At 69.4% G+C, this 19427-nt stretch carries 19 protein-coding genes; 16 read left to right on the forward strand and 3 right to left on the reverse strand.

From position 1 onward, the window contains the following. From ACK4TH_RS07810 to ACK4TH_RS07825, 4 genes are all read left to right on the forward strand, one after another. Window positions 1-818 (forward strand): cytochrome c biogenesis protein ResB (locus ACK4TH_RS07810; protein WP_409624684.1); only part of this gene is annotated, 818 nt, incomplete at its 5' end. Window positions 819-889: 71 nt separating this feature from the next. Then, entirely contained in the window at window positions 890-2182 is a 1293-nt protein-coding gene (gene ccsB / locus ACK4TH_RS07815) for a c-type cytochrome biogenesis protein CcsB (RefSeq protein WP_409624812.1), read from the forward strand. A gap of 16 nt (window positions 2183-2198) precedes the next feature. Next, window positions 2199-3164: a protein-methionine-sulfoxide reductase catalytic subunit MsrP gene (gene msrP, locus ACK4TH_RS07820; protein ID WP_409624687.1), complete on the forward strand. Its 966-nt coding sequence runs from the start codon at window positions 2199-2201 to the stop codon at window positions 3162-3164. Between the two features lies 1 nt (window position 3165). Beyond that, window positions 3166-3810, forward strand: a complete 645-nt coding sequence (locus tag ACK4TH_RS07825; protein WP_409624690.1) for a sulfite oxidase heme-binding subunit YedZ — start codon at window positions 3166-3168, stop codon at window positions 3808-3810. On the opposite strand, the gene lysA is transcribed toward ACK4TH_RS07825, so the two are convergent. Both lysA and lptM read right to left on the reverse strand, forming a co-directional pair. Further along, on the reverse strand, window positions 3746-5047 hold the full coding sequence (gene lysA, locus ACK4TH_RS07830; protein ID WP_409624692.1) for a diaminopimelate decarboxylase: 1302 nt from the start codon (window positions 5045-5047) through the stop codon (window positions 3746-3748). The two genes, ACK4TH_RS07825 and lysA, sit on opposite strands and share 65 nt — an antisense overlap. Continuing rightward, the gene (gene lptM / locus ACK4TH_RS07835; protein ID WP_409624695.1) at window positions 5034-5318 is read right to left on the reverse strand and encodes an LPS translocon maturation chaperone LptM; all 285 of its coding nucleotides are present in this window, start codon (window positions 5316-5318) and stop codon (window positions 5034-5036) included. The genes lysA and lptM overlap by 14 nt, the downstream gene beginning before the upstream one ends. Between lptM and cyaY the strand changes: the two genes are divergently transcribed. Beyond that, window positions 5200-5529 (forward strand): iron donor protein CyaY, encoded by a 330-nt coding sequence (cyaY, locus tag ACK4TH_RS07840; RefSeq protein WP_409624698.1) that lies wholly within the window; start codon window positions 5200-5202, stop codon window positions 5527-5529. The genes lptM and cyaY overlap by 119 nt on opposite strands. A 35-nt stretch (window positions 5530-5564) precedes the next feature. Here the strand turns inward: cyaY and ACK4TH_RS07845 are convergent, their stop codons facing one another. Next, complete coding sequence (locus ACK4TH_RS07845) at window positions 5565-7940, reverse strand: penicillin-binding protein 1A (RefSeq protein ID WP_409624701.1); 2376 nt, start codon at window positions 7938-7940, stop codon at window positions 5565-5567. A gap of 195 nt (window positions 7941-8135) precedes the next feature. Here ACK4TH_RS07845 and ACK4TH_RS07850 point away from each other — a divergent pair, with 195 nt between their 5' ends. Genes ACK4TH_RS07850 through ACK4TH_RS07900 form a run of 11 tightly spaced genes read left to right on the forward strand, consistent with a single transcriptional unit; the run spans window position 8136 to window position 19420 of the window. Beyond that, complete coding sequence (locus ACK4TH_RS07850; RefSeq protein ID WP_409624703.1) at window positions 8136-9218, forward strand: pilus assembly protein PilM; 1083 nt, start codon at window positions 8136-8138, stop codon at window positions 9216-9218. Then, window positions 9215-9835 carry a PilN domain-containing protein gene (locus tag ACK4TH_RS07855; RefSeq protein ID WP_409624706.1) on the forward strand — a complete coding sequence of 207 codons (621 nt, stop codon included), beginning with the start codon at window positions 9215-9217 and terminating at the stop codon, window positions 9833-9835. Before ACK4TH_RS07850 ends, ACK4TH_RS07855 begins: the two co-directional genes overlap by 4 nt. Window positions 9836-9855: 20 nt before the next feature. Next, window positions 9856-10542 carry a type 4a pilus biogenesis protein PilO gene (locus ACK4TH_RS07860; RefSeq protein WP_409624709.1) on the forward strand — a complete coding sequence of 229 codons (687 nt, stop codon included), beginning with the start codon at window positions 9856-9858 and terminating at the stop codon, window positions 10540-10542. After that, window positions 10539-11105, forward strand: a complete 567-nt coding sequence (locus tag ACK4TH_RS07865) for a pilus assembly protein PilP (RefSeq protein ID WP_409624712.1) — start codon at window positions 10539-10541, stop codon at window positions 11103-11105. The genes ACK4TH_RS07860 and ACK4TH_RS07865 overlap by 4 nt, the downstream gene beginning before the upstream one ends. A gap of 59 nt (window positions 11106-11164) precedes the next feature. Then, window positions 11165-13303 (forward strand): type IV pilus secretin PilQ, encoded by a 2139-nt coding sequence (gene pilQ, locus ACK4TH_RS07870; protein WP_409624715.1) that lies wholly within the window; start codon window positions 11165-11167, stop codon window positions 13301-13303. Between the two features lie 36 nt (window positions 13304-13339). Continuing rightward, window positions 13340-14503 carry a hypothetical protein gene (locus ACK4TH_RS07875; protein WP_409624718.1) on the forward strand — a complete coding sequence of 388 codons (1164 nt, stop codon included), beginning with the start codon at window positions 13340-13342 and terminating at the stop codon, window positions 14501-14503. Beyond that, a complete protein-coding gene (locus ACK4TH_RS07880) occupies window positions 14503-15045 on the forward strand; it encodes a shikimate kinase (protein ID WP_409624815.1) in 543 nt (180 codons plus the stop codon). The genes ACK4TH_RS07875 and ACK4TH_RS07880 overlap by 1 nt, the downstream gene beginning before the upstream one ends. A 9-nt stretch (window positions 15046-15054) precedes the next feature. Next, window positions 15055-16209 (forward strand): 3-dehydroquinate synthase, encoded by a 1155-nt coding sequence (gene aroB, locus ACK4TH_RS07885; protein ID WP_409624721.1) that lies wholly within the window; start codon window positions 15055-15057, stop codon window positions 16207-16209. Window positions 16210-16237: 28 nt separating this feature from the next. Continuing rightward, window positions 16238-17485: a deoxyguanosinetriphosphate triphosphohydrolase gene (locus tag ACK4TH_RS07890; RefSeq protein WP_409624724.1), complete on the forward strand. Its 1248-nt coding sequence runs from the start codon at window positions 16238-16240 to the stop codon at window positions 17483-17485. A gap of 6 nt (window positions 17486-17491) precedes the next feature. After that, the gene (locus tag ACK4TH_RS07895; RefSeq protein ID WP_409624727.1) at window positions 17492-18733 is read left to right on the forward strand and encodes a CynX/NimT family MFS transporter; all 1242 of its coding nucleotides are present in this window, start codon (window positions 17492-17494) and stop codon (window positions 18731-18733) included. Continuing rightward, on the forward strand, window positions 18734-19420 hold the full coding sequence (locus ACK4TH_RS07900) for a transposase (protein ID WP_409624730.1): 687 nt from the start codon (window positions 18734-18736) through the stop codon (window positions 19418-19420). It begins immediately after the preceding gene. Window positions 19421-19427: the final 7 nt, after the last annotated feature.

Here is a 19427-nt window from a genome sequence, read left to right on the forward strand (position 1 = left end):
GGCTTCATGGCCAGCGCGTGTACCTGCTGGGCGTGCGCGACACGCCGCAGGAGCCGTTCCGCTATCTGCGCGTGCCGGTGGACGACAACGACGGCCTGGACGGTTTTGCGCGGCTGCGCGCGGCGCTGGCCGATCCGGCGATGCGGCAGATGGCGGTGCGGCGTTACGTGGCAGCGGCCGCGCCTGACCAGCCGCCTGCCGTGGTGCAGGCGCTCGCCGGGTCGGCCCAGCGGGCGATCGACCTGTTCGCCGGCGAGGACCCCGAAATCGAGCGCCTGCCCCACAACGGCGTGCCCCGTCTGGGGGGGCTGCAGGCGCTGTCGGCCTTCATGGAGGTCAACATCCCCGAGGCCGAGCGCGAGCGCGCCGGCGAGGTGCTGCTGCGCATCCTGAACGGCACGCTGTTCGAGCTGTATCAGCTCAGCCGCCAGCAGGCCGGCCTGCCCCCGGCGCAGCGCGGCGACGCCACCGCGGCCTTCATGACGCAGGCGGTGTTGAGTCTGTCCGACGCCTTCTTCTACCCGGCGCCGCTGACCTTCCAGCTCCAGGACTTCGAGCATGTGCAGGCCAGCGTGTTCCAGGTCGCGCGCGCGCCGGGCAAGACCATTGTGTATTTGGGGTGTCTGTTGCTGATCATCGGGGTTTTTGCCATGCTCTATGTGCGCGAACGGCGCCTGTGGGTGTGGCTGGCCCCGGCCGGCGACGGCGCCCGCGCGACCATGGCGCTGTCGAGCAACCGCAAGCTGCTCGACAACGACCGCGAGTTCGACGGCCTGCGAGGCCTGTTGCATCCCCCCGCGTCCGAGGGTTCGACATGACGTCTGCTTCCCAAACCATCGACCTCAAACTCGACAAGCGCAGCGCGGCGGACCGTGGCGCGCGCGGTTGGATGGCCCGCCGCACGCTGTGGGATTGGCTCTATGCCCTGCTGGCCGTCGCAGGCGCCGCGGTGGCGCTGTGGCAGTGGGGCCACGCGATGGATGGCTACGAAAAGGCCATCCTGATCGGCGCGGTGCCCAGCCTGGTGGCGTTGGCGTGGTTCTGGCGCCCGGTACAGCCGTTGACCGTGGTGGTGGCGGCGCTGGCGCTGCTGGCCATTGGTCTGTACCAGGTGGAGGGGCGGGCGGATCTGGCGCGCGCCGAGCAGGTGTTCCTGCTGAAATACTTTCTCTCCAGCCAGTCGGCGATCCTGTGGATGAGCGTGCTGTTTTTCATGAGCACGGTGTTCTACTGGATCGGCCTGCTGGCGCCGCGCGGGGGCGAGACGGCCGAGCGGCTGGGTTCGCGCATCGCCTGGGTGGCGGTGGCACTGGCGCTCGCCGGCACGATGGTGCGCTGGTACGAGAGCCACCAGATTGGCCCCGGCATCGGGCACATCCCGGTCAGCAACCTGTACGAGGTGTTCGTGCTGTTCGCCTGGTTGACGGCAACGTATTACCTGTATTACGAGGACCGCTACCAGACGCGGCGCATGGGGGCGTTTGCGATGCTGATCGTGAGTGCCGCGGTGGGCTTTCTGCTGTGGTACACGGTGGTGCGCGAGGCGCACCAGATCCAGCCGCTGGTGCCGGCGCTGCAGAGCTGGTGGATGAAGCTGCACGTGCCGGCCAACTTCATCGGCTATGGCACGTTTGCGATCGCGGCGATGCTGGCCTTTGCCTACTTGATCAAGCAAAGCGCCGGCGAGACGAGCTGGGTCAAGCTCGCCCCGCTGTGGCTGTTGGGCATCGTGCTGTGCTTCGAGCCGCTGGTGTTCCGGCAGGATGCCGTGGCGAAAGGCGGCAGCTACTGGTTCGTCTATTTCGGCGTGTCGGCGCTGATCGTCGGTGGCATTCTGGCGGCGCGGCGGCGCATCGCCGATCGGCTGCCGAGCCTGCAGGTGCTCGACGACGTGATGTACAAGGCCATCGCGGTGGGTTTTGCCTTCTTCACCATCGCCACCGTCCTGGGCGCGCTGTGGGCGGCGGAGGCCTGGGGTGGGTACTGGAGCTGGGACCCGAAGGAGACCTGGGCGCTGATCGTCTGGCTGAATTACGCCGCCTGGCTGCACATGCGCCTGATGAAGGGCCTGCGCGGCACGGTGGCGGCGTGGTGGGCGCTGGTGGGCCTGGGCATCACGACGTTTGCGTTCCTGGGCGTCAACATGTTCCTGAGCGGCCTGCACAGCTACGGCGCGCTGTGATCCGACAGGGGCCCCCATGCAGCCGCGGCCCAGCGAGATCACGCCACGGGCGGTGGTGGAAAACCGCCGCGTATGGCTGCGGCGCGCGGGCTGGGTCACGGCGGGGGCGGCGTTCGCACCGGCCGCGTGGGCCACGGCGTCTTCCCCGGCCAGCCGGCCCGGTCAGCACCCGCCTTTGGCCGCCCGGCCCAGCACCGTCGCCGGTGCCCACACGCCCGAAGCGCGCACCCCATACGAACTCGTCACTGGCTACAACAACTTCTACGAATTCGGCACCGACAAGGAAGACCCCGCGCGCCTGGCGCCCCGCATGCGGCTGCAGCCGTGGACGGTGCAGGTGGACGGCCTGGTGGCGCGGCCGCTGACGCTGGATCTGGACGATCTGCTGAAGCGGGCGCCGATGGAGGAGCGCATCTACCGCCTGCGCTGCGTCGAGGGCTGGTCGATGGTGATCCCGTGGATCGGCTACCCGCTGTCGGCGCTGATCGAGCACGCGCGGCCGTTGGGCAGCGCCAAGTTCGTCGAGTTCCACAGCCTGGCCGACCGCGAGACGATGCCCGGCCTGCGCTCCAGCGTGCTGCTGTGGCCGTACGTCGAGGGGTTGCGGATGGACGAGGCGCGCCATCCGCTGACGCTGCTGGCGTTCGGCCTGTACGGCGAACGGCTGCCGCCGCAGAACGGCGCGCCGCTGCGCGTGGTGGTGCCGTGGAAGTACGGCTTCAAGAGCGCCAAGTCGATCGTGCGCATCCGCTTCGTCGAGCGCCAGCCGGCCACGGCCTGGAATGTGGCCGCGCCGCACGAATACGGCTTTTACGCCAACGTCAACCCGGACGTGCCGCACCCGCGCTGGAGCCAGGCCACCGAGCGGCGGCTGGGGCAGGGCGGGCTGTTAGCGCCGCGCCTGAAGACGCAGCCGTTCAATGGGTACGCCGAGCAGGTGGCGGGGCTGTACGCCGGCATGGACCTGCGGCGCTTCTACTGACGTGGACCGCTGGCTGCGCGCGGCCAAGCCCTGGGCGCTGCTGTTGCTGGCGGCCCCGGCGGTGTGGCTGTGGGGGCTGGCGCTGGCCGACCGCCTGGGCGCCAACCCGGCGGAGGCGTTGATCCGCGGTCTGGGGCTGTGGGCGTTGCGGCTGCTGTGGCTGACGCTGCTGGTCACGCCGCTGCGGCAACTGACCGGCTGGCAGGCGCTTGCGGGCTGGCGGCGCGGGCTCGGACTGTGGGCATTCGGCTACGCGCTGCTGCACCTGCTGGCGTATGCGTGGCTAGATCAGGGGGGCGACCTGGGCGCGGTGGCGCGCGACGTGGCGCAGCGGCCGTTCATTCTCGTGGGGATGTTGGCGCTGCTGTTGCTGGTGCCGCTGGCCGCGACCTCGTTCGACGGCGCGATCCGGCGCCTGGGCGCGCGGCGCTGGCGTGCGCTGCACCGGCTGGTGTACGCGGTGGCGCTGCTGGCGCTGCTGCACTGGTTTTGGATGCGCAGCGGCAAGCGCCTGTGGGGCGAGGTGGCGGTGTATGCCGCCTGGCTGGCCCTGTTGCTGGGCTGGCGGCTGCGCGCGGCGGTCAGTCGAGCGCGAGCGCGCGCTCCTGCCGCCACAGGTCGGCCACCGTCTCGCGCGCGCGGATGAGCTGCGCGCGCGCGCCGCTGACCAGCACCTCGGCCGCCTTGCCGCGCGTGTTGTAGTGGCTGGCCATGCTCATGCAGTAGGCGCCGGCCGAGCCCACCGCGAGCAGGTCCCCGGGCTGCGCGGCCAGCTCGCGGTCGCGCCCAAGCCAGTCGCCGCTTTCGCACACCGGGCCGACCACGTCCCACGTCAGCGCCGGGGCGTCGGAGCGCGGCTGCACGGGGGCGATGGCGTGGTAGGCCTCGTACATGGCCGGGCGCGGGAGGTCGTTCATCGCCGCGTCCACGATCAAAAAGTTTTTGGCCGCGCCGGGCTTGGTGTAGAGCACCTGGGTCACGCAGATGCCGGCGTTGCCGACCAGCGAGCGGCCCGGCTCCAGCAGCAGGCGACGGCGGCCGTGGCCGCGCGCGTCCAGCCGCGCCAGCAGCGCCTGCCACAGCGCATCCGCCGCCGGGGGCTGCTCGCCGTGGTATTCGATGCCCAGGCCGCCGCCCAGGTCCAGGTGGTGCAGGGGGATGCCCTCGGCCTCGATCGCCTCGACCAGGTCGAGCACGCGGTCCAGCGCATCCAGGTAGGGGCCGATGCTGGTGATTTGCGAGCCGATGTGACAGTCGATGCCCACCACCGACAGGCCGCTCAGGCGGGCGGCGTGGCGGTAGGCGTCCAGCGCCTCGTCGTGCGCGATGCCGAATTTGTTGCCCTTGAGCCCGGTGGAGATGTAGGGGTGGGTCTGCGCGTCCACGTCGGGGTTGACACGCAGGCTGACCGGCGCGCGCACGCCCAGTTCGCGCGCCACGGTGTCGAGCACGTCCAGCTCGGCGCGGCTTTCGACGTTGAAGCAGCCGATGCCGACCTGCAACGCGCGGCGCATTTCGGCCCGGGTCTTGCCCACGCCCGAAAAGACGATGCGCTCGGGTGCCGCCCCGGCGCGCAGGGCGCGCTCCAGCTCGCCGCCGGAGACGATGTCGAAGCCGCAGCCCGCCCGCGCGAACACCTCCAGGATCGCGAGCGTGGAGTTGGCCTTCATCGCGTAGCAGATGAGCGCGTCGCGCCCCTGCAGCCCGCGCTGGTAGGCGGCCACCGCCGCGCGCATGGCCGCGACCGAGTACACGAACAGCGGTGTGCCGTGCTCGCGCGCCAGATCGGCGACGCGCAGCCCTTCGGCCCACAGCTCGCCGTCGCGGTAGGCAAAATGGGGAGCGCCGGGCAGGTAAGGAAGGGGCGGTTCAGCGCGGGACATCGGTCGTGGCGGCGGGGGGCTGGGGGGAGGGGGGCAGCGTCAAGGGGCCTTTCTGGCCACATCCCGACAGGGTCATGGCCAGCACGGCCGCCCACGCGGCCAGACGCGGTCCTACAATGCGCCGACTTCTTTGCATGCGGGCGATTGTAGTGATGACCGATCTCGAATACCTGGACCGGGCCGAGGCGGCCCTGAAGGCGGTGGAGCTCAACTGCGACCGCCTGAACGAAACCACCGATGCGGACATCGACAACCAGCGCGTGGGCGGCATGATCACGCTGACCTTTCGCAACGGCAGCCAGATCGTGATCAATCTGCAAAAGCCCCTGCACGAAATCTGGATGGCGTCGCGCTCCGGCGGCTACCACTACCGCTTCGACGGCCAGCACTGGATGGACACCAAGGGCGCGGGGGAGTTTTTTGCTCACCTCTCGCGCGAGGCGTCGGCGCAGGCGGGCGTGCCGCTGACGTTTGCGCCGTGATGTGCCGCCCCGTTGCGTGACCCGGGGCCGGTGGCTTACTGCCGGAACAAGTCCAGGATGCTGCGCTTTTCGCGCGGGTCGGCTTCGCCATCGGGCGGTGCCTCGCCCGCGGGCAGGCTGGCCGCGTCGCCGAACCCCAGGCGCTTGACGTAGCTGCCGTCGGCATATTCCTCGTACACCCAATCCCCGTTCACGAATGCGACGCCCGAGGGCGGGGTGGGCTCGTGCACGGGTGTGTTGCGCAGGGCCTGGCCCATGAAGTCGATCCAGATCGGCAGTGCCAGCGCTCCGCCCGTGGCCCGTCGCCCCAGGTTGCGCGGGGTGTCGTAGCCCAGCCAGGCCGCCGCGGCCAGCGTGGGGTGAAAGCCCACGAACCACGCATCCTGCGCGTCGTTGGTCGTGCCGGTCTTGCCGTACAGATCCGGGCGCTTGAGCGTCGCCTGCGCCCGCGCGGCGGTGCCGGAGCGGGTGATTTCGTTGAGGAGTTGCCCCATCAGGAAGGCGTTGCGCTCGGGCAGCGTGCGGTTGGCCTCGTCCGGGGCCTGGGGCGGCACCTCCAGCAGTACCCGGCCCTTGGGGTCGGTGATGCGGGTGATCAGCACCGGCGGCAGGTAGTGCCCCCCGTTGGCGAACACGCTGTAGCCGGCCGCCATTTCCAGCGGCGTCACGGCCCCGGCGCCCAGCGCCATGGTCAGGTAAGGCGGATGCTTGGCGGGATCCAGCCCAAAGCGGGTGATCCACTGCTGCGCCGACTGGGTGCCGACGGCCCGCAGCACATGGATCGACACCATGTTCTTGGACTTGGCCAGCGCCGTGCGGATGGGCATCGGCCCCTCGTACTGCCCGTCGTAGTTCTTGGGCTCCCACGGTTTGCCGCCCGTGACGCTGGCCGGGAAGAACAGCGGCGCGTCGTTGGCAACCGTCTGCGGCATGATGCCCTTTTCCAGCGCGGCGGAATAAATGAACGGCTTGAAGCTGGAGCCGGGCTGGCGCTGCGACTGGGTCACGCGGTTGAACTTGTTGCGCTCGAAGTCGAAGCCGCCGACCAGCGCGCGGATGCCGCCGTCGCGCGGATCGACCGCGACGAAGGCCGCCTCCACCTCGGGGGTCTGGGTCAGGTACCAACCCCGCGCGCCCTTGACGATGCGCACCACGGCCCCTGGGCGCAGCTTCAGATGGGGCGGCGCGTTGTCGCTCAGGCCCGAGCGCACCGACTCCAGCCCCTCGCCGGTGATCTCGATCGGCGTGTCGTCGCCGCGCACCACGACCACTTGGCGCGCGTCGGCCGAGAGCACGACGGCGGTCAGCAGCGGCTCGTTGTCCGGCACGGCGGTCAGCGCATCGTCGATGGCCGCCTCGCGGGCGGCGGGGTTGGCCGGCAGGTCGATGAAGCGCTCCGGCCCGCGGTAAAACTGGCGCCGCTCGAAGTCCACGATACCCTGCCGCACGGCGCGCCAGGCCGCGCGCTGCAGGTCCGGGTCGATGGTGGTGTGGACCTTCAGTCCGGCGGTGTAGGCGTCTTCCCCATAGCGCTCGACGATGGTCTGGCGCACCATCTCGGCGATGTACTCGGCGTGGATGGCCTGCTCGGCGTCGTAGCGGCGCAGGCGCAGCGGCTCCTCGCGCGCGGTCTGGGCCTGTGCCTCGGTGATGAAGCCGTTTTCCAGCATCCGGTCGATGATGTAGAGCTGGCGTGCCCGGGCCCGCTTGGGGTTGCTGATCGGGTTGTACGCCGATGGCGCCTTGGGCAGGCCGGCCAGCATCGCCGCCTCGGCGATGGTCAGGTCCTTGAGCGATTTGCCGAAGTAGGTGCGCGCCGCCGCCGCGAAGCCGTACGAGCGGTGGCCCAGAAAGATCTGGTTCATGTAGATCTCGAGGATCTGCTCCTTGGTGAGCAGGTGCTCGAGTTTGAAGGTCAACAGCACCTCGTAGATCTTGCGCAGGTAGCTCTTTTCGCTGGACAGGTAGACGTTGCGCGCCACCTGCATGGTGATGGTGGAAGCGCCCTGGCTCTTGGCCTCGCCCAGGTTGGCCAGCGCCGCGCGCAGCAGGCCCCGGTAGTCGATGCCGCTGTGCTCGAAGAAGCGCGCATCCTCGATGGCCAGCACGGCGTTGATCATCACCGGCGGGATGTCCTCGAAAGGCACGAGGTTGCGTCGCTCCTCGCCAAACTCGGCCAGCAGCGAGCCGTCGCGCGCATACACGCGCAGCGGCAGCTTGGGGCGGTAGTCGGCCAGCTCGCTGACGTCCGGCAGGTTGGGGTAGGCCATTGCCAGGCCGAGGGCGACCAGCATCGCCGCAGCCAGCCCCGTGCCCAAGACGACCGTCAGCGCCCCCCACAGCACCCGGCGCCAACCCGATCGGGGCGCGGGCTTGGGCGGGGCGGGCGTTGGGGGTGGGGGACGTGACATGGGGCGGGCCGGTGGGCGCCGGAAACACAGCGGCAGCATTATAGGAAGCGGTCGGCGTCGGTTTCAGGCAACGCGCCGAGGCCGCGCCCCGGGGGTCTGCGCGAGATTTCGCTGAGCGATGCGGGGCGTTACTGCTAGGATTGAATCCAATAGGCATCGTGCAGGCCGGTCCGGTCCGGCCCATGGGGGTGGGATTTGACTGCATTCGGATCACTGTTCAGCCGCGAGCCAGCCCCGCTGCTCGGCATCGACATCAGCTCCACCACCCTGAAGCTGGTGGAGCTGGGGCGTGGGCGCAATGGCGGCTATGCCTTGCTGCATTGCGCCATCGAGCCGCTGGACAAGGGCTGGATTGCGGAGGGCAATGTCGAGAAGTTCGACGAGGTGGCCGAGGCGTTGCGCCGGCTCGTGCGCAAGGCCGGCACCAAGACCAAGAACGTCGCGCTGGCGTTGCCCGGCTCTGCCGTGATCACGCGCAAGGTCAGCTTGCCGGCTGGCTTGACGGAGGACGAGCTGGAAGTCCAGGTCGAGGCGGAGGCGGCGCAGTTGATTCCCTTCCCCCTGTCCGAAGTCGCGCTGGACTTTTGCGTCATCGGCCCGTCGGCCACCGCCCCCGGGTACAACGAGGTGCTGGTGGCTGCCTCCCGCAAGGAGAAGGTGTCCGACCGGCAGGGGCTGGCCGAGGCGGCAGGCCTCAACCCGGTGATCATGGACGTCGAGTCCTATGCGTCGCGGCTGGCCGCGCGCCGGGCCATCGAGCGGCTGCCCAACCAGGGCAACAATCTGCTCGTCGCGTTGTTCGAGATCGGTTCGCAGTCCACCGGTCTGCAGGTCATTCGCAACGACGAGATGATCTACGAGCGCGACCAACCGGTCGGCGGCGCGGCGCTCACCCAGGTGATTGCGCGCCAGTACGGCATTTCCTTCGAAGAGGCGGAGCAGAAAAAGAAAACCGGCAATGGCCTGCCCGCCGACTATCCGCAAACGGTGCTGCAGCCGTTTCTGGACACTCTGGGGCAGGAGCTGGGCCGCGCGCTGCAGTTCTTTTTCACCAGCACGCCGCACAACAAGGTGGACCACATCCTGCTGTCCGGCGGTGCGGCCAGCCTGCCCGGCGTGGCCGAGGCGGTGATGACGCAGACGGGCTTTGTCACGAGTGTGCTCAACCCCTTCGAGGGCATGGCCCTGCCACCCACCCTGCCTGCCGCGCGCCTGGCCATGGAGGCGACGTCCTATCTGGTGGCCACGGGGCTGGCCTTGCGGAGGTTCATGCCATGATCGCCATCAACCTGCTGCCCCACCGTGAGTGGGCGCGCAAGAAGCGGCGCGAGGCATTCTTCGTCCATCTGGCGCTGGCGGCCCTTGCCGGCATCGCGCTGGCGGGCGCGGTGTACACGGTCTTCGAGGCGCGCATTGCCGTCCAGCAAGGGCGCAACCAGCAGTTGCAGACCGAAATCGCCAAGCTCGACCAGCAGATCAAAGAAATCGCCACGCTGCAAACCGAGCTGGATGCCCTCAAGGCGCGCCAGGACGCCGTCGAGAGCCTGCAGGCCGACCGCAACCTGCCGGTCCATCTGCTCAACGAGCTGGTGCGGCGGCTGCCCGACGGGGTCTACCTGCGCTCGATCAAGCAGGAGGGCGGCGGCATCGCGATCACCGGGGTGGCCCAGTCGCAGGAGCGCGTCTCCGAGCTGCTGCGTAACCTGTCCACCCAGAGCCCCTGGCTGCGACAGCCGCAGCTCATCGAGATCACGGCCGGCACCCAGAACTTCAACCCGGGCGGGCAGCGCCGGGTCTTCAACTTTGCGCTGCGCGTCGTGCAGGGCAAGGGCGAGGGTGTGGACAAGGCGGGCGGCGGTGCGCCGGCCCCGACTGGCAAGGGCGGGGCGGTCTGACCCCGCAACCGGACGACACCATGGCCTCCAAACGCAAATCCCCCTCCATCGACTGGGCCGATCTGCAGCAGACCCTGCGGCGCCAGTTCAGCGGGCTGGACCCCAACGATCCGTCCCGCTGGCCGACGCTGCCACGGGCCTTGCTGCTGGCGGCGGTGGCGGTCTTCATCGTCGTGGCGCTGTGGTACGTCTGGTTGTCCGATCGCCGCGATGCGCTCGAGGCTGCCCAGCGGCGCGAGGGCGAGTTGCGCACCGAGTACACGCAAAAAGTCGGCAAGGCCGTCGCTCTCGACGCGCTCAAGGCGCAACTGGAGCAGGTGCGGCAGTACGTTGCGCAACTGGAAAAGCAACTGCCCAACCGGGCCGAGATGGACGCCCTGCTGTCCGACATCAACCAGGCCGGCATCGGCCGCGGGTTGCAGTTCGAGCTCTTCCGCCCCGGGCAGGAGGCGGTGCGCGACTACTATGCCGAGCTGCCCATCACCGTCCGTGTGAGCGGCTCCTACCACGACATTGGCATGTTCGTGTCCGACATCGCCTACCTGTCGCGTATCGTGACGCTGAACAATTTGTCGATCAACCCGGTGGCCAACCGCAACGACCTGCTGATCATGGAGGCCACCGCCAAGACCTTCCGCTATCTGGACCCCGACGAAGTGCTGGCTCAGAAGTCGGCGGCCAAAGCGGCCCAGGGAGGCAAGAAATGAGCCCCCGCGCGCGCCCCCTGCTTTCCGTTTGGGGTGGCTTGGGTGTCCTGGCCGTATCGGCGGGGTTGCTGGGCTGCGCCGGCGGCAACGACGAGGATTTGGCGCAGTGGATGGCGCGCCAGCGCGCATCGGCCCAACCCAAGGTGACGCCCATTCAGCCGCCCACCGCCTACCAGCCGCAGCCTTATGAGGGGGGCGATACCCTGGCGCCCTTCAGCGAGGAAAAACTGGTCCGCGTGCTGCGCAGCGACGCGGCCGGCGGGGCGGTGTCGCGCTTGATCGAGTCCGAGATGCGTCGGCGCCGCGAGCCGCTGGAGGATTTCCCCCTCGACGCGATCGCCATGGTGGGCCTGCTGGACAAGGGCGGGCGCCGCGTGGCGCTGGTCCGCGTCAATGGTCTGCTCCATCCGGTGACGGTGGGCAATTATCTGGGCCAGAACTACGGGCGGGTGACCGCCATCTCCGACAATCAGATCACGCTGCGCGAGATCGTGCAGGACGCTGCCGGCGAGTGGATCGAGCGCACCGCCACCTTGCAGCTACAGGAAGGAACCGGCAAATGACCTTCGCACATCGATCACCCGGTGATGCACCGCAGCGCCGGCCCCGGGGCGGGCGGTGGATGTCGTTCGCCCTGGCGGCTGCGGCTGTCCTGGCCAGCGGCTGGGCGCAGGCCCAAGGGGCCATTCGCTCCGTCTCGGCGGGCTTCAGCAGCGGCAACGAGGTCATTCGCATCGAAACCACCGAACCCCTGAAGGCCCTGCCCGCCGCGTTCACCATCCAGACGCCCGCGCGCATCGCGCTGGATTTCCCCGCGACCACCAACGCCACCGGGCAGGGGCTGATCGAGATCAACCAGGGCAATCTGCGCTCGGTCAACGTCATCGAGGCCAGTGGCCGCACGCGACTCGTCCTCAACCTCAACCGTGCCGTGCCCTACGACACCCAGGTCCAGGGCAACGTGCTGTTCGTCACCCTGCAAAACGCCCCCGCTGCTGCGCCCGCCGCCCCGGCTGCGGTCGGTGCCGCTACGTTCGACAGCGGCCCTACGGTCGGCGGCATGACGGCCCTGAACGACATCGACTTTCGCCGTGGCGAGGACAGTGCCGGCCGCCTGATCGTGGAACTGGGCAACCCCCAGACGGGCGTGGACATTCGGCCGCAAGGGCGCAGTCTGGTGGTGGAATTTCTGCGCACGTCGTTGCCGGAGGGCCTGCGCCGGCGTTTGGACGTGACCGACTTTGGCACGCCGGTGCGTACCGTCACGGCCACCCAGACCGGTGACCGCGTGCGCCTGCTGGTGGAAAACACCGGTGAGTGGGAGCACAGCGCCTACCAGAGCGACAACCAGTTCGTGCTGGAGGTGCGCCCGGTCAAGCCCGATCCCAACCGGCTCGTGCAGGGGCCCAAGTACAGCGGCGAGAAGTTGTCCCTCAACTTCCAAAACATCGATGTGCGCTCGCTGCTGCAGGTCATCGCCGACTTCACCAACTTCAACATCATCACCACGGACACCGTGCAGGGCAACCTGACCCTGCGCCTGAAGGACGTGCCGTGGGACCAGGCGCTGGACATCATCCTGGAGGCCAAGCAGCTGGGCATGACCAAGACGGGGAATGTCATTCGCGTGGCCCCCAAGAAGGAGCTGGATGCCGAAGCCGTGGCGCAACGCGAAGTCACCAAAAAGCTGGAGGACCTGGAGCCCTTGCGGACGGAGGTGTTCCGGTTGAATTTCGCGAAGGCGGAAGAGGTCGTCAAAACGCTCAAGGACGCGACTTCCAGCGGCGGGGGTGACAATCAGACGACCAACCGTTTGCTGTCGACGCGCGGGTCCGCGATCGCCGACGTGCGGACCAACCAGGTCTTCGTGACCGATGTGCCTGGACGGCTGGATTCGGTGCGGGATTACATCCGCCGCGTGGACAGCCCGAAGCGCCAGGTCATGATCCAAGCCCGTTTGGTGGAAGCCCGCGAGGGGTTTGGCCGTGCGCTCGGTGTGCGGCTGGGGGGCGCGGATTTGCGCACCATTCGTGGCGGGGACGCGGGCTACGGCATTGGTGGCGGTGCCCGGGTGGCGCTTGGAGGCTCGTACGATGCCATCACCGCGACCACCGGAGAGTCCGCGCTGCCCCTGACCAACCAAAACACGAACTTCGTCAACCTGCCGGCGCGCACCAGCATCAACAACACCGACATTCCTCGGATCGCGCTGTCGCTGTTCAGCCCCTCGGCCAACCGGTTTCTGAACCTCGAGCTTTCCGCGCTGGAATCGGACAACAACGGTCGCGTCATCTCCAGCCCCAAGATCGTGACCAGCGATCTCAACAAGGCAGCCATCAAACAGGGCGACCAGCTGCGATTCCTGCAGCGTCGCACCAATGCCGCGGGTCAGACCGAAGATTTGATCGTGACGATCGATGCCAACCTGCTGTTGGAGGTCACGCCTCAGATCACGCCGTCGGGCAAGGTGTTGTTGGCGCTGAAAGCGACCAAGAACCAACTGACGGGCATCACCTCGGCCGGTCCACAGCTTGCCGTGAAGGAGGTCGAGACCGAGGTGATGGTGGACAACGGTGGCACCGTGATGATTGGCGGTATTTTCGAGCAGGAAGAGACCAACAACGTGGACAAGGTCCCCGTATTGGGTGACGTACCGGTATTGGGCAACCTGTTCAAGACCCGCAACAACACGAGCACCAAGCGGGAATTGCTGATTTTTGTGACCCCCGTGGTGCTTGACGAAGCCGCAGCGGCTCAGTGATGGTCGGCATCCTGGAACGGTTTTTGGGAGATTGACGTGATCAAACGATGGATTGGATGGATCGCGGCGGCAGTGGCCGTGATGCTCGTGGCCTGTGGCGGCGGTGGCGGCTCGCCAGGTGCCAACCCGAACACCGGCGCGCTTTCGGTTGGCGGGGTGTCTGCGGTTACCGTTTTGCCGGGTGAATCCAAGCTGCTTCCGGTGACCGGTGGCGTGCCGCCCTATCGCGCCGTGACGACCGAAGCCGCTGTGGCCGTGGCGGCCATGGATGGCAATTCGCTGGTGATCGGGGGCATCGCCCCCGGGGCATCCGCCAATGTGATCGTGACGGACTATGCCGGTACGAGTCAAACGGTGTCCGTGACGGTGGGGACGAGTGTGCCCCTGTATACGACCGCCCCGGCGGCGCTGACCATCGGGGTGGGGCCATCGCAGGCGCGCACCTTCCGCGTCAGCGGCGGCGTCAAGCCCTACACCATCACCGGCAGCGCACCTTTGGTCGCGACGGTCACCCAGCTGGATGCGGAGCAGTGGAGCATCCAGGGTATGGCCATCGGGGATATGACCGTCCGTATTCGTGACGCCGCTGGGACGGAACTGGCCATGGCGGTAACGGTAGGCTCGCCGGAGCTGCGCATTTCATCGGACAACCTGACCCTGCCGATTGGCATTCCGGCGACCGTGGTGCTGTCCGGGGGACAAAAACCCTATTCGATCGCGGGCGGCATTCCCGCCGCCATCCAGGTCCGGCTGTTGCCGGGATCCGACAGCGAGTTCGAGATCCTCGGCCTGCTGGCCACGGGGGACGTCGATGTGGTGTTTTCCGACGCGGCTGGCAAAATGGTCAAGACCAAAGTGACGATCAACACCTTGACGACGCAAATCCGCGTCTCGCCCTCTGCAGTCAGCCTTGGCGAGCAATCTGGTTCCGCGGTGACATTCAGTGTCTTGACTGCGGCGAAAGGCGTGCCGACGGTTCTCAGCAGTTTCCCAGGGCTGGTCTCCATATCGACGGTGACGGCGCCGGAGTTCAATGCCGATGGTTCGATCAAGACGCCCGGTTCGTTCGTTGGCACCGTGTCGGGTACCACGTGCGTGTCGGCGGATACCCCTGTCACGCTGACAGTCATTGACAGCAATGGGTCGATTGGGACAGCGGTGGTGACGGTGGTGAACACCAATCCGGCCACGTGCCCCTGATGGCTGTCGGCGTCATCCTGATCGGCCTGCCCGGCGCCGGCAAGACCACGGTCGGCCGGCAGCTGGCGCGGCGGCTGCAGGTGCCGTTCGTCGATTCCGACGCGGTGATCGAGGAGCGGCTCGGCTGTAGCATCCGCGAATTCTTCGAGCGGGAGGGCGAGGAGCCGTTCCGCGATCTCGAGGAAGCGGTGCTGGACGAGCTGACGCGTGGTGAGCCGTGCGTGTTGTCCACGGGGGGCGGGGCCGTGCTGCGGCCGACCAACCGGCAGCGGCTGCGCGCGCGCGGGCGGGTGTTCTACCTGCGCTCCACGCCCGAGGAGCTGATGCGCCGGCTGCGCCACGACCGCACGCGCCCGCTGCTGCAGGTGGACGACCCGCTGCAGCGCCTGCGCGAGCTGCACGCGCTGCGCGACCCGCTGTACCGCGAGACGGCGCATTACGTGATCGAGACCGGCCGCCCGTCGGTGGCCACGCTCGTCAACATGATCCTGATGCAGTTGGAGCTGGGGGCGGACGCGGCCCGCGGCGCGATGGCCGGCTAAACTCGTGGCATGTCCACGCCCGCCGCTGCCGCCCTCGCCGAAGCCCCTGCGTCCACGTCCGCCGCCACCGTGCTGCACACGGTGACGATCGACCTCGGGGAGCGCAGCTACCCGATCGTCATCGGCGCCAGGCTGCTGGACGATCCGGCCACCTGGGCCGGCCTTCCGCGCGCGGCCGCCGCCGCCATCGTCACCAACACGGTGGTGGCGCCGCTGTATCTGGCGCGGCTGCGTGCGGCGCTGCAGCCGCACTATGCGCGCGTGCTGGAGGTGGTGCTGCCCGATGGCGAGGCGCACAAGGACTGGGCGACGCTGAACCGCATCTTCGACGCGCTGCTGGCGGCCGGGGCCGACCGCAAGACGGTGCTGTTCGCGCTGGGTGGGGGCGTGGTCGGCGACATGGCCGGCTTTGCCGCCGCCTGCTACATGCGCGGTGTGCCGTTCGTGCAGGTGCCCACCACCCTGCTGGCGCAGGTGGACTCGTCGGTGGGCGGCAAGACGGCGATCAACCATCCGCTGGGCAAGAACATGATCGGGGCGTTCTACCAGCCGGTGCGGGTGGTGTGCGATCTGGCGACGCTCGACACCCTGCCGCCGCGCGAGTTCGCCGCCGGGCTGGCGGAGGTGATCAAGTACGGGCCGATCGCCGACGCGGCCTTCCTCGACTGGGTCGAGGGCAACGTCAGGCGGCTGGTGGCGCGCGACCCCGCCGCGCTGGCGCACGCGGTGCGGCGCAGCTGCGAGATCAAGGCCGCCGTCGTCGGACAGGACGAGCGCGAATCCGGCCTGCGCGCCATCCTCAACTTCGGCCACACCTTCGGCCATGCGATCGAGGCGGGACTCGGCTACGGCGCCTGGCTGCACGGCGAGGCGGTGGGCTGCGGCATGGTGATGGCGGCGGAGCTGTCGCGCCGGCTCGGGTTGGTGTCGGCGGCGTGGGTGGCGCGGCTGGAGCGGCTGGTGGCCGCCGCCGGCCTGCCGGTGCGTGCGCCGGTGCTGGGGCCCGACAACGCCTCGCACTACCTGGAGCTGATGCGGGTGGACAAGAAGGCCGAGGGTGGCGAGATCCGCTTCGTCGTCGTCGACGAGGGCGGCCACGCGTTCGTGCGCCCAGCGCCGGATGCGCTGGTGACCGAGGTGATCGCGGCGCGCTGCGCCGCCTGAGCCGGGCTGGGGAGGAGGGGAGGCGGCCTTGACCCCTGCGCTGCCGTCGTTGGCCGAGGAGGCCGCCGCCGCGGCGACGCCGCCCGCGTGGCCGGGCGGGGCGCTCGCGCCATGGGCGTGTGACCCGGCGCGCAGCCGCGGCCGGCGTCACCCCGAGCCGCCAGCGCCGACGCGCAACCCGTTCCAGCGCGACCGCGACCGCGTCATTCACTCCACCGCCTTTCGGCGTCTGGTCTACAAGACGCAGGTGTTCCTCAACCACGAGGGCGACCTGTTCCGCACGCGGCTGACGCACTCGCTGGAGGTGGCGCAGCTCGGCCGCAGCATTGCGCGGGCGCTCGGCCTGCACGAGGATCTGGTGGAGGCGATCGCGCTGGCGCACGACCTCGGGCACACGCCGTTCGGCCACGCCGGGCAGGACGCGCTCAACGCCTGCCTGCACGCCGACGACGGCCCGTGGGCCGCCGAGCCGCGCGGGGAGGATGAGCCGCACGGCGGCTTCGAGCACAACCTGCAGAGCCTGCGCGTGGTCGACGAACTGGAGGAGCGCTACCCCGAGTTCGACGGCCTCAACCTCAGCTTCGAGACGCGCGAGGGGATCCTGAAGCACTGCGCGCGCGCCAATGCCGAGTGGCTGGAGGCGCGCGAGCCCGGCGGCGTGGGGGCGCGCTTCCTGCGCGGCGAGTCGCCGTCGCTGGAGGCGCAGCTGGCCAACGTCGCCGACGAGATCGCCTACAACGCGCACGACCTCGACGACGGCGTGCGCAGCGGCCTGCTGACGCTGGAGCAGCTGGAGCAGGTCGAGCTGTTCGACACGTTCCGCCGCGAGGCGCTGGCGCAGCATCCGCACCTGCAGGGCCGCCGGCTGCTGTACGAGACGATCCGCCGCATGCTCAGCGCGCAGGTGTACGACGTGATCGCCGCCACGCGCGCGGCGCTCACCGCCGCCGGCGTGCAATCCGTGGAAGACGTGCGCGCGCAACCGCCGCTGCTGGGCTTCTCGCCGGCGATGCGCGATGCGTCGGCGCGCTTGAAGCGCTTCCTGCTCGTCAACCTGTACCGCCACCCGCAGGTGATGGAGACCACGGCGCGCGCGCGCCAGGTGGTGGCCGACCTGTACCGCGCCTACTGCGCCGACCCCGCGCGGTTGCCCGCGCAGCGGCGCCGCGCCGGGCTGTCGCTGCGGCGGCAGGTGGCCGACCACATTGCCGGCATGACCGACCGCTACGCGATCCGCGAGCACGAGCGGCTGACCGGCCAGCGGCTGTTCGTCTGACCGCCTATGCCCAGCGCGCAACCCGGCCCCCGCGACCGCCAGCCCGTGCCGGCGCAGGCGCGGCTGATCGTCGCTGTGGGCATTGCCAGCGCGCTGCATGTGGGCAAACTGCCCCCGGCGCTGCCCGTGCTGGCGCAGGAACTGGGGCTGACCCTGGTGCAGGGGGGCTTTTTGCTTTCCATGATCCAGTTGGCCGGCATGAGCATGGGGGCGCTGTTCGGGCAACTGGCCGACCGGCTGGGGCCGCGGCGCGTCATGATGGCGGGTTTGCTATTGCTGGCCGCGGGCAGCGCGCTGGGGGCGCTGGTGCCGGCGGCGCACCTGTTGCTGTGGACGCGCGGCATCGAGGGCTTCGGGTTCTTGATGGCCGTCTTGCCCGCGCCGGGCCTGTTGCGCCGGTCGGTGACCGAGCCGGCCGTGCTCAACCGCGCCTTGGGCTGGTGGGGGGCGTATATGCCGATCGGAGCGGCGACGGGGCTGCTGCTGGCCCCAGCCTTGCATGCGGCCGTCGGTTGGCGTGCGGCGTGGGGCTTGCTGGCCGGGTTGGCGGTGGGGTGCGCGGTGGCCGTGCGCGCGCGCGTGGCCCCGGATGGGGCGGTCGCTGCCACCGCAGGGGCGTGGGGCGCGGCATGGCACGGCCTGCGCACGACGCTGGCTGCGCCAGGCCCGTGGTTGGTCGCGGCGGCGTTCCTCATGTACTCAGGGCAATGGCTGGCGGTGGTGGGGTTCTTGCCCACCCTCTACACCGAGGCGGGCTGGTCGCCCGCCCGGGTGGGCTGGGCCAGTGCGCTGGCCGCGGGCATCAACCTCACCGGCAACATCGCCGCGGGTCGACTGCTCGCGCGTGGGGTGGCGCCGCGCACCCTGCTGTGGACGGGCTATGCCGCCATGGCCCTGGGGGCGGTGGGTACTTTCACGGCGGGGGTGGGGTGGGCGTATGCGTCGGTGCTCGTGTTCTCTGCGGTCGGCGGCCTCATCCCGGGCACTCTGTTCACCCTGGCGGTGCGGCTGGCCCCGGGGCCGCAGACGGTTTCGACGACGGTGGGCTGGGTCCAGCAGTTGTCGTCGTTGGGGCAGTTTGTCGGGCCGCCGTTGGTCGCCTGGCTGGCGGCCCGGGTGGGGGGGTGGCATTGGACGTGGCTGGTCAACGTCGCCTGCTGTGCCGTGGGGATGGCGTTGGCGCTCGCCTTGCAGGTTCGGCTGGTCCGCATGTCTGCTTCGGGTGTCCAGCACATGGAGGAGCGCTGAATGGCACGCCTGCCCCGCCTGTCGGTGACGGATTTGCCCCACCTGGTTCTGTGGCGGGGACACAACCGGCAAGCCGTGTTTTCGGATGATGACGATCGTCAGGCCTTTGTCGCGCTGCTGAGTGATGGTGCGGCCCGCGAGGGCGTCGAGGTCCACGGGTATGCGTTGCTCGACGCGGCCCTGTGGTTGCTGGTCACGCCGCGCCGTGAGGGGGCGCTGTCGCGCCTGATGCAGGGGCTGGGGCGCAGCTATGTGCGTCGCTTCAACGCGCGGCATGGCCGCACCGGCACGCTGTGGGAGGGGCGCTACCGTGCGGCCGTGCTGGCGCCGGACCAGGTGCTGCCCGCGCTGGTGCTGTTGGACCACGAACCGGTGCGTGCGGGTTTGGCCCTGTCGCCTCAGGAGTGGCCCTGGTCCACCCATGGGCACTATGCGGGCATCGCGCCGCTGCGTGGGGTGCAGCCGCCAGCGCCTTGGTGGGGGTTGGGGGACACGCCCTTTGCCCGCGAGGCGGCCTACCGCCAGCGCGTGCACGACGGTTTGCCGCCCGCGCAGGCGCAAGGCTTGCGCGAGGCCGCGACCAAGGGCTGGCCGGTGGGCGACGCCGCCTTTTTGGCCGCGCTGCAAGCCCAGACCGGTCGGCGCACACAGCCGGCACGACCCGGGCGACCCCGTAAGCGGGTTTGATCTGTCC

Origin of the sequence: Tepidimonas sp., from assembly GCF_046292505.1 — a bacterium.
Lineage (GTDB): Bacteria > Pseudomonadota > Gammaproteobacteria > Burkholderiales > Burkholderiaceae_C > Tepidimonas.

Bases quoted from the DNA above. Each gene is read 5' to 3' on its own strand.
- aroB (WP_409624721.1), top strand. From the start codon at position 15,055: ATGTCCACGCCCGCCGCTGCCGCCCTCGCCGAAGCCCCTGCGTCCACG.
- ACK4TH_RS07865 (WP_409624712.1), top strand. From the start codon at position 10,539: ATGAGCCCCCGCGCGCGCCCCCTGCTTTCCGTTTGGGGTGGCTTGGGT.
- ACK4TH_RS07860 (WP_409624709.1), top strand. From the start codon at position 9,856: ATGGCCTCCAAACGCAAATCCCCCTCCATCGACTGGGCCGATCTGCAG.
- cyaY (WP_409624698.1), top strand. From the start codon at position 5,200: ATGACCGATCTCGAATACCTGGACCGGGCCGAGGCGGCCCTGAAGGCG.
- ACK4TH_RS07845 (WP_409624701.1), bottom strand. From the start codon at position 7,940: ATGTCACGTCCCCCACCCCCAACGCCCGCCCCGCCCAAGCCCGCGCCC.
- ACK4TH_RS07895 (WP_409624727.1), top strand. From the start codon at position 17,492: ATGCCCAGCGCGCAACCCGGCCCCCGCGACCGCCAGCCCGTGCCGGCG.
- msrP (WP_409624687.1), top strand. From the start codon at position 2,199: ATGCAGCCGCGGCCCAGCGAGATCACGCCACGGGCGGTGGTGGAAAAC.
- lptM (WP_409624695.1), bottom strand. From the start codon at position 5,318: ATGCCGCCCACGCGCTGGTTGTCGATGTCCGCATCGGTGGTTTCGTTC.
- lysA (WP_409624692.1), bottom strand. From the start codon at position 5,047: ATGTCCCGCGCTGAACCGCCCCTTCCTTACCTGCCCGGCGCTCCCCAT.
- ACK4TH_RS07900 (WP_409624730.1), top strand. From the start codon at position 18,734: ATGGCACGCCTGCCCCGCCTGTCGGTGACGGATTTGCCCCACCTGGTT.
- pilQ (WP_409624715.1), top strand. From the start codon at position 11,165: ATGTCGTTCGCCCTGGCGGCTGCGGCTGTCCTGGCCAGCGGCTGGGCG.
- ACK4TH_RS07880 (WP_409624815.1), top strand. From the start codon at position 14,503: ATGGCTGTCGGCGTCATCCTGATCGGCCTGCCCGGCGCCGGCAAGACC.
- ccsB (WP_409624812.1), top strand. From the start codon at position 890: ATGGCCCGCCGCACGCTGTGGGATTGGCTCTATGCCCTGCTGGCCGTC.
- ACK4TH_RS07855 (WP_409624706.1), top strand. From the start codon at position 9,215: ATGATCGCCATCAACCTGCTGCCCCACCGTGAGTGGGCGCGCAAGAAG.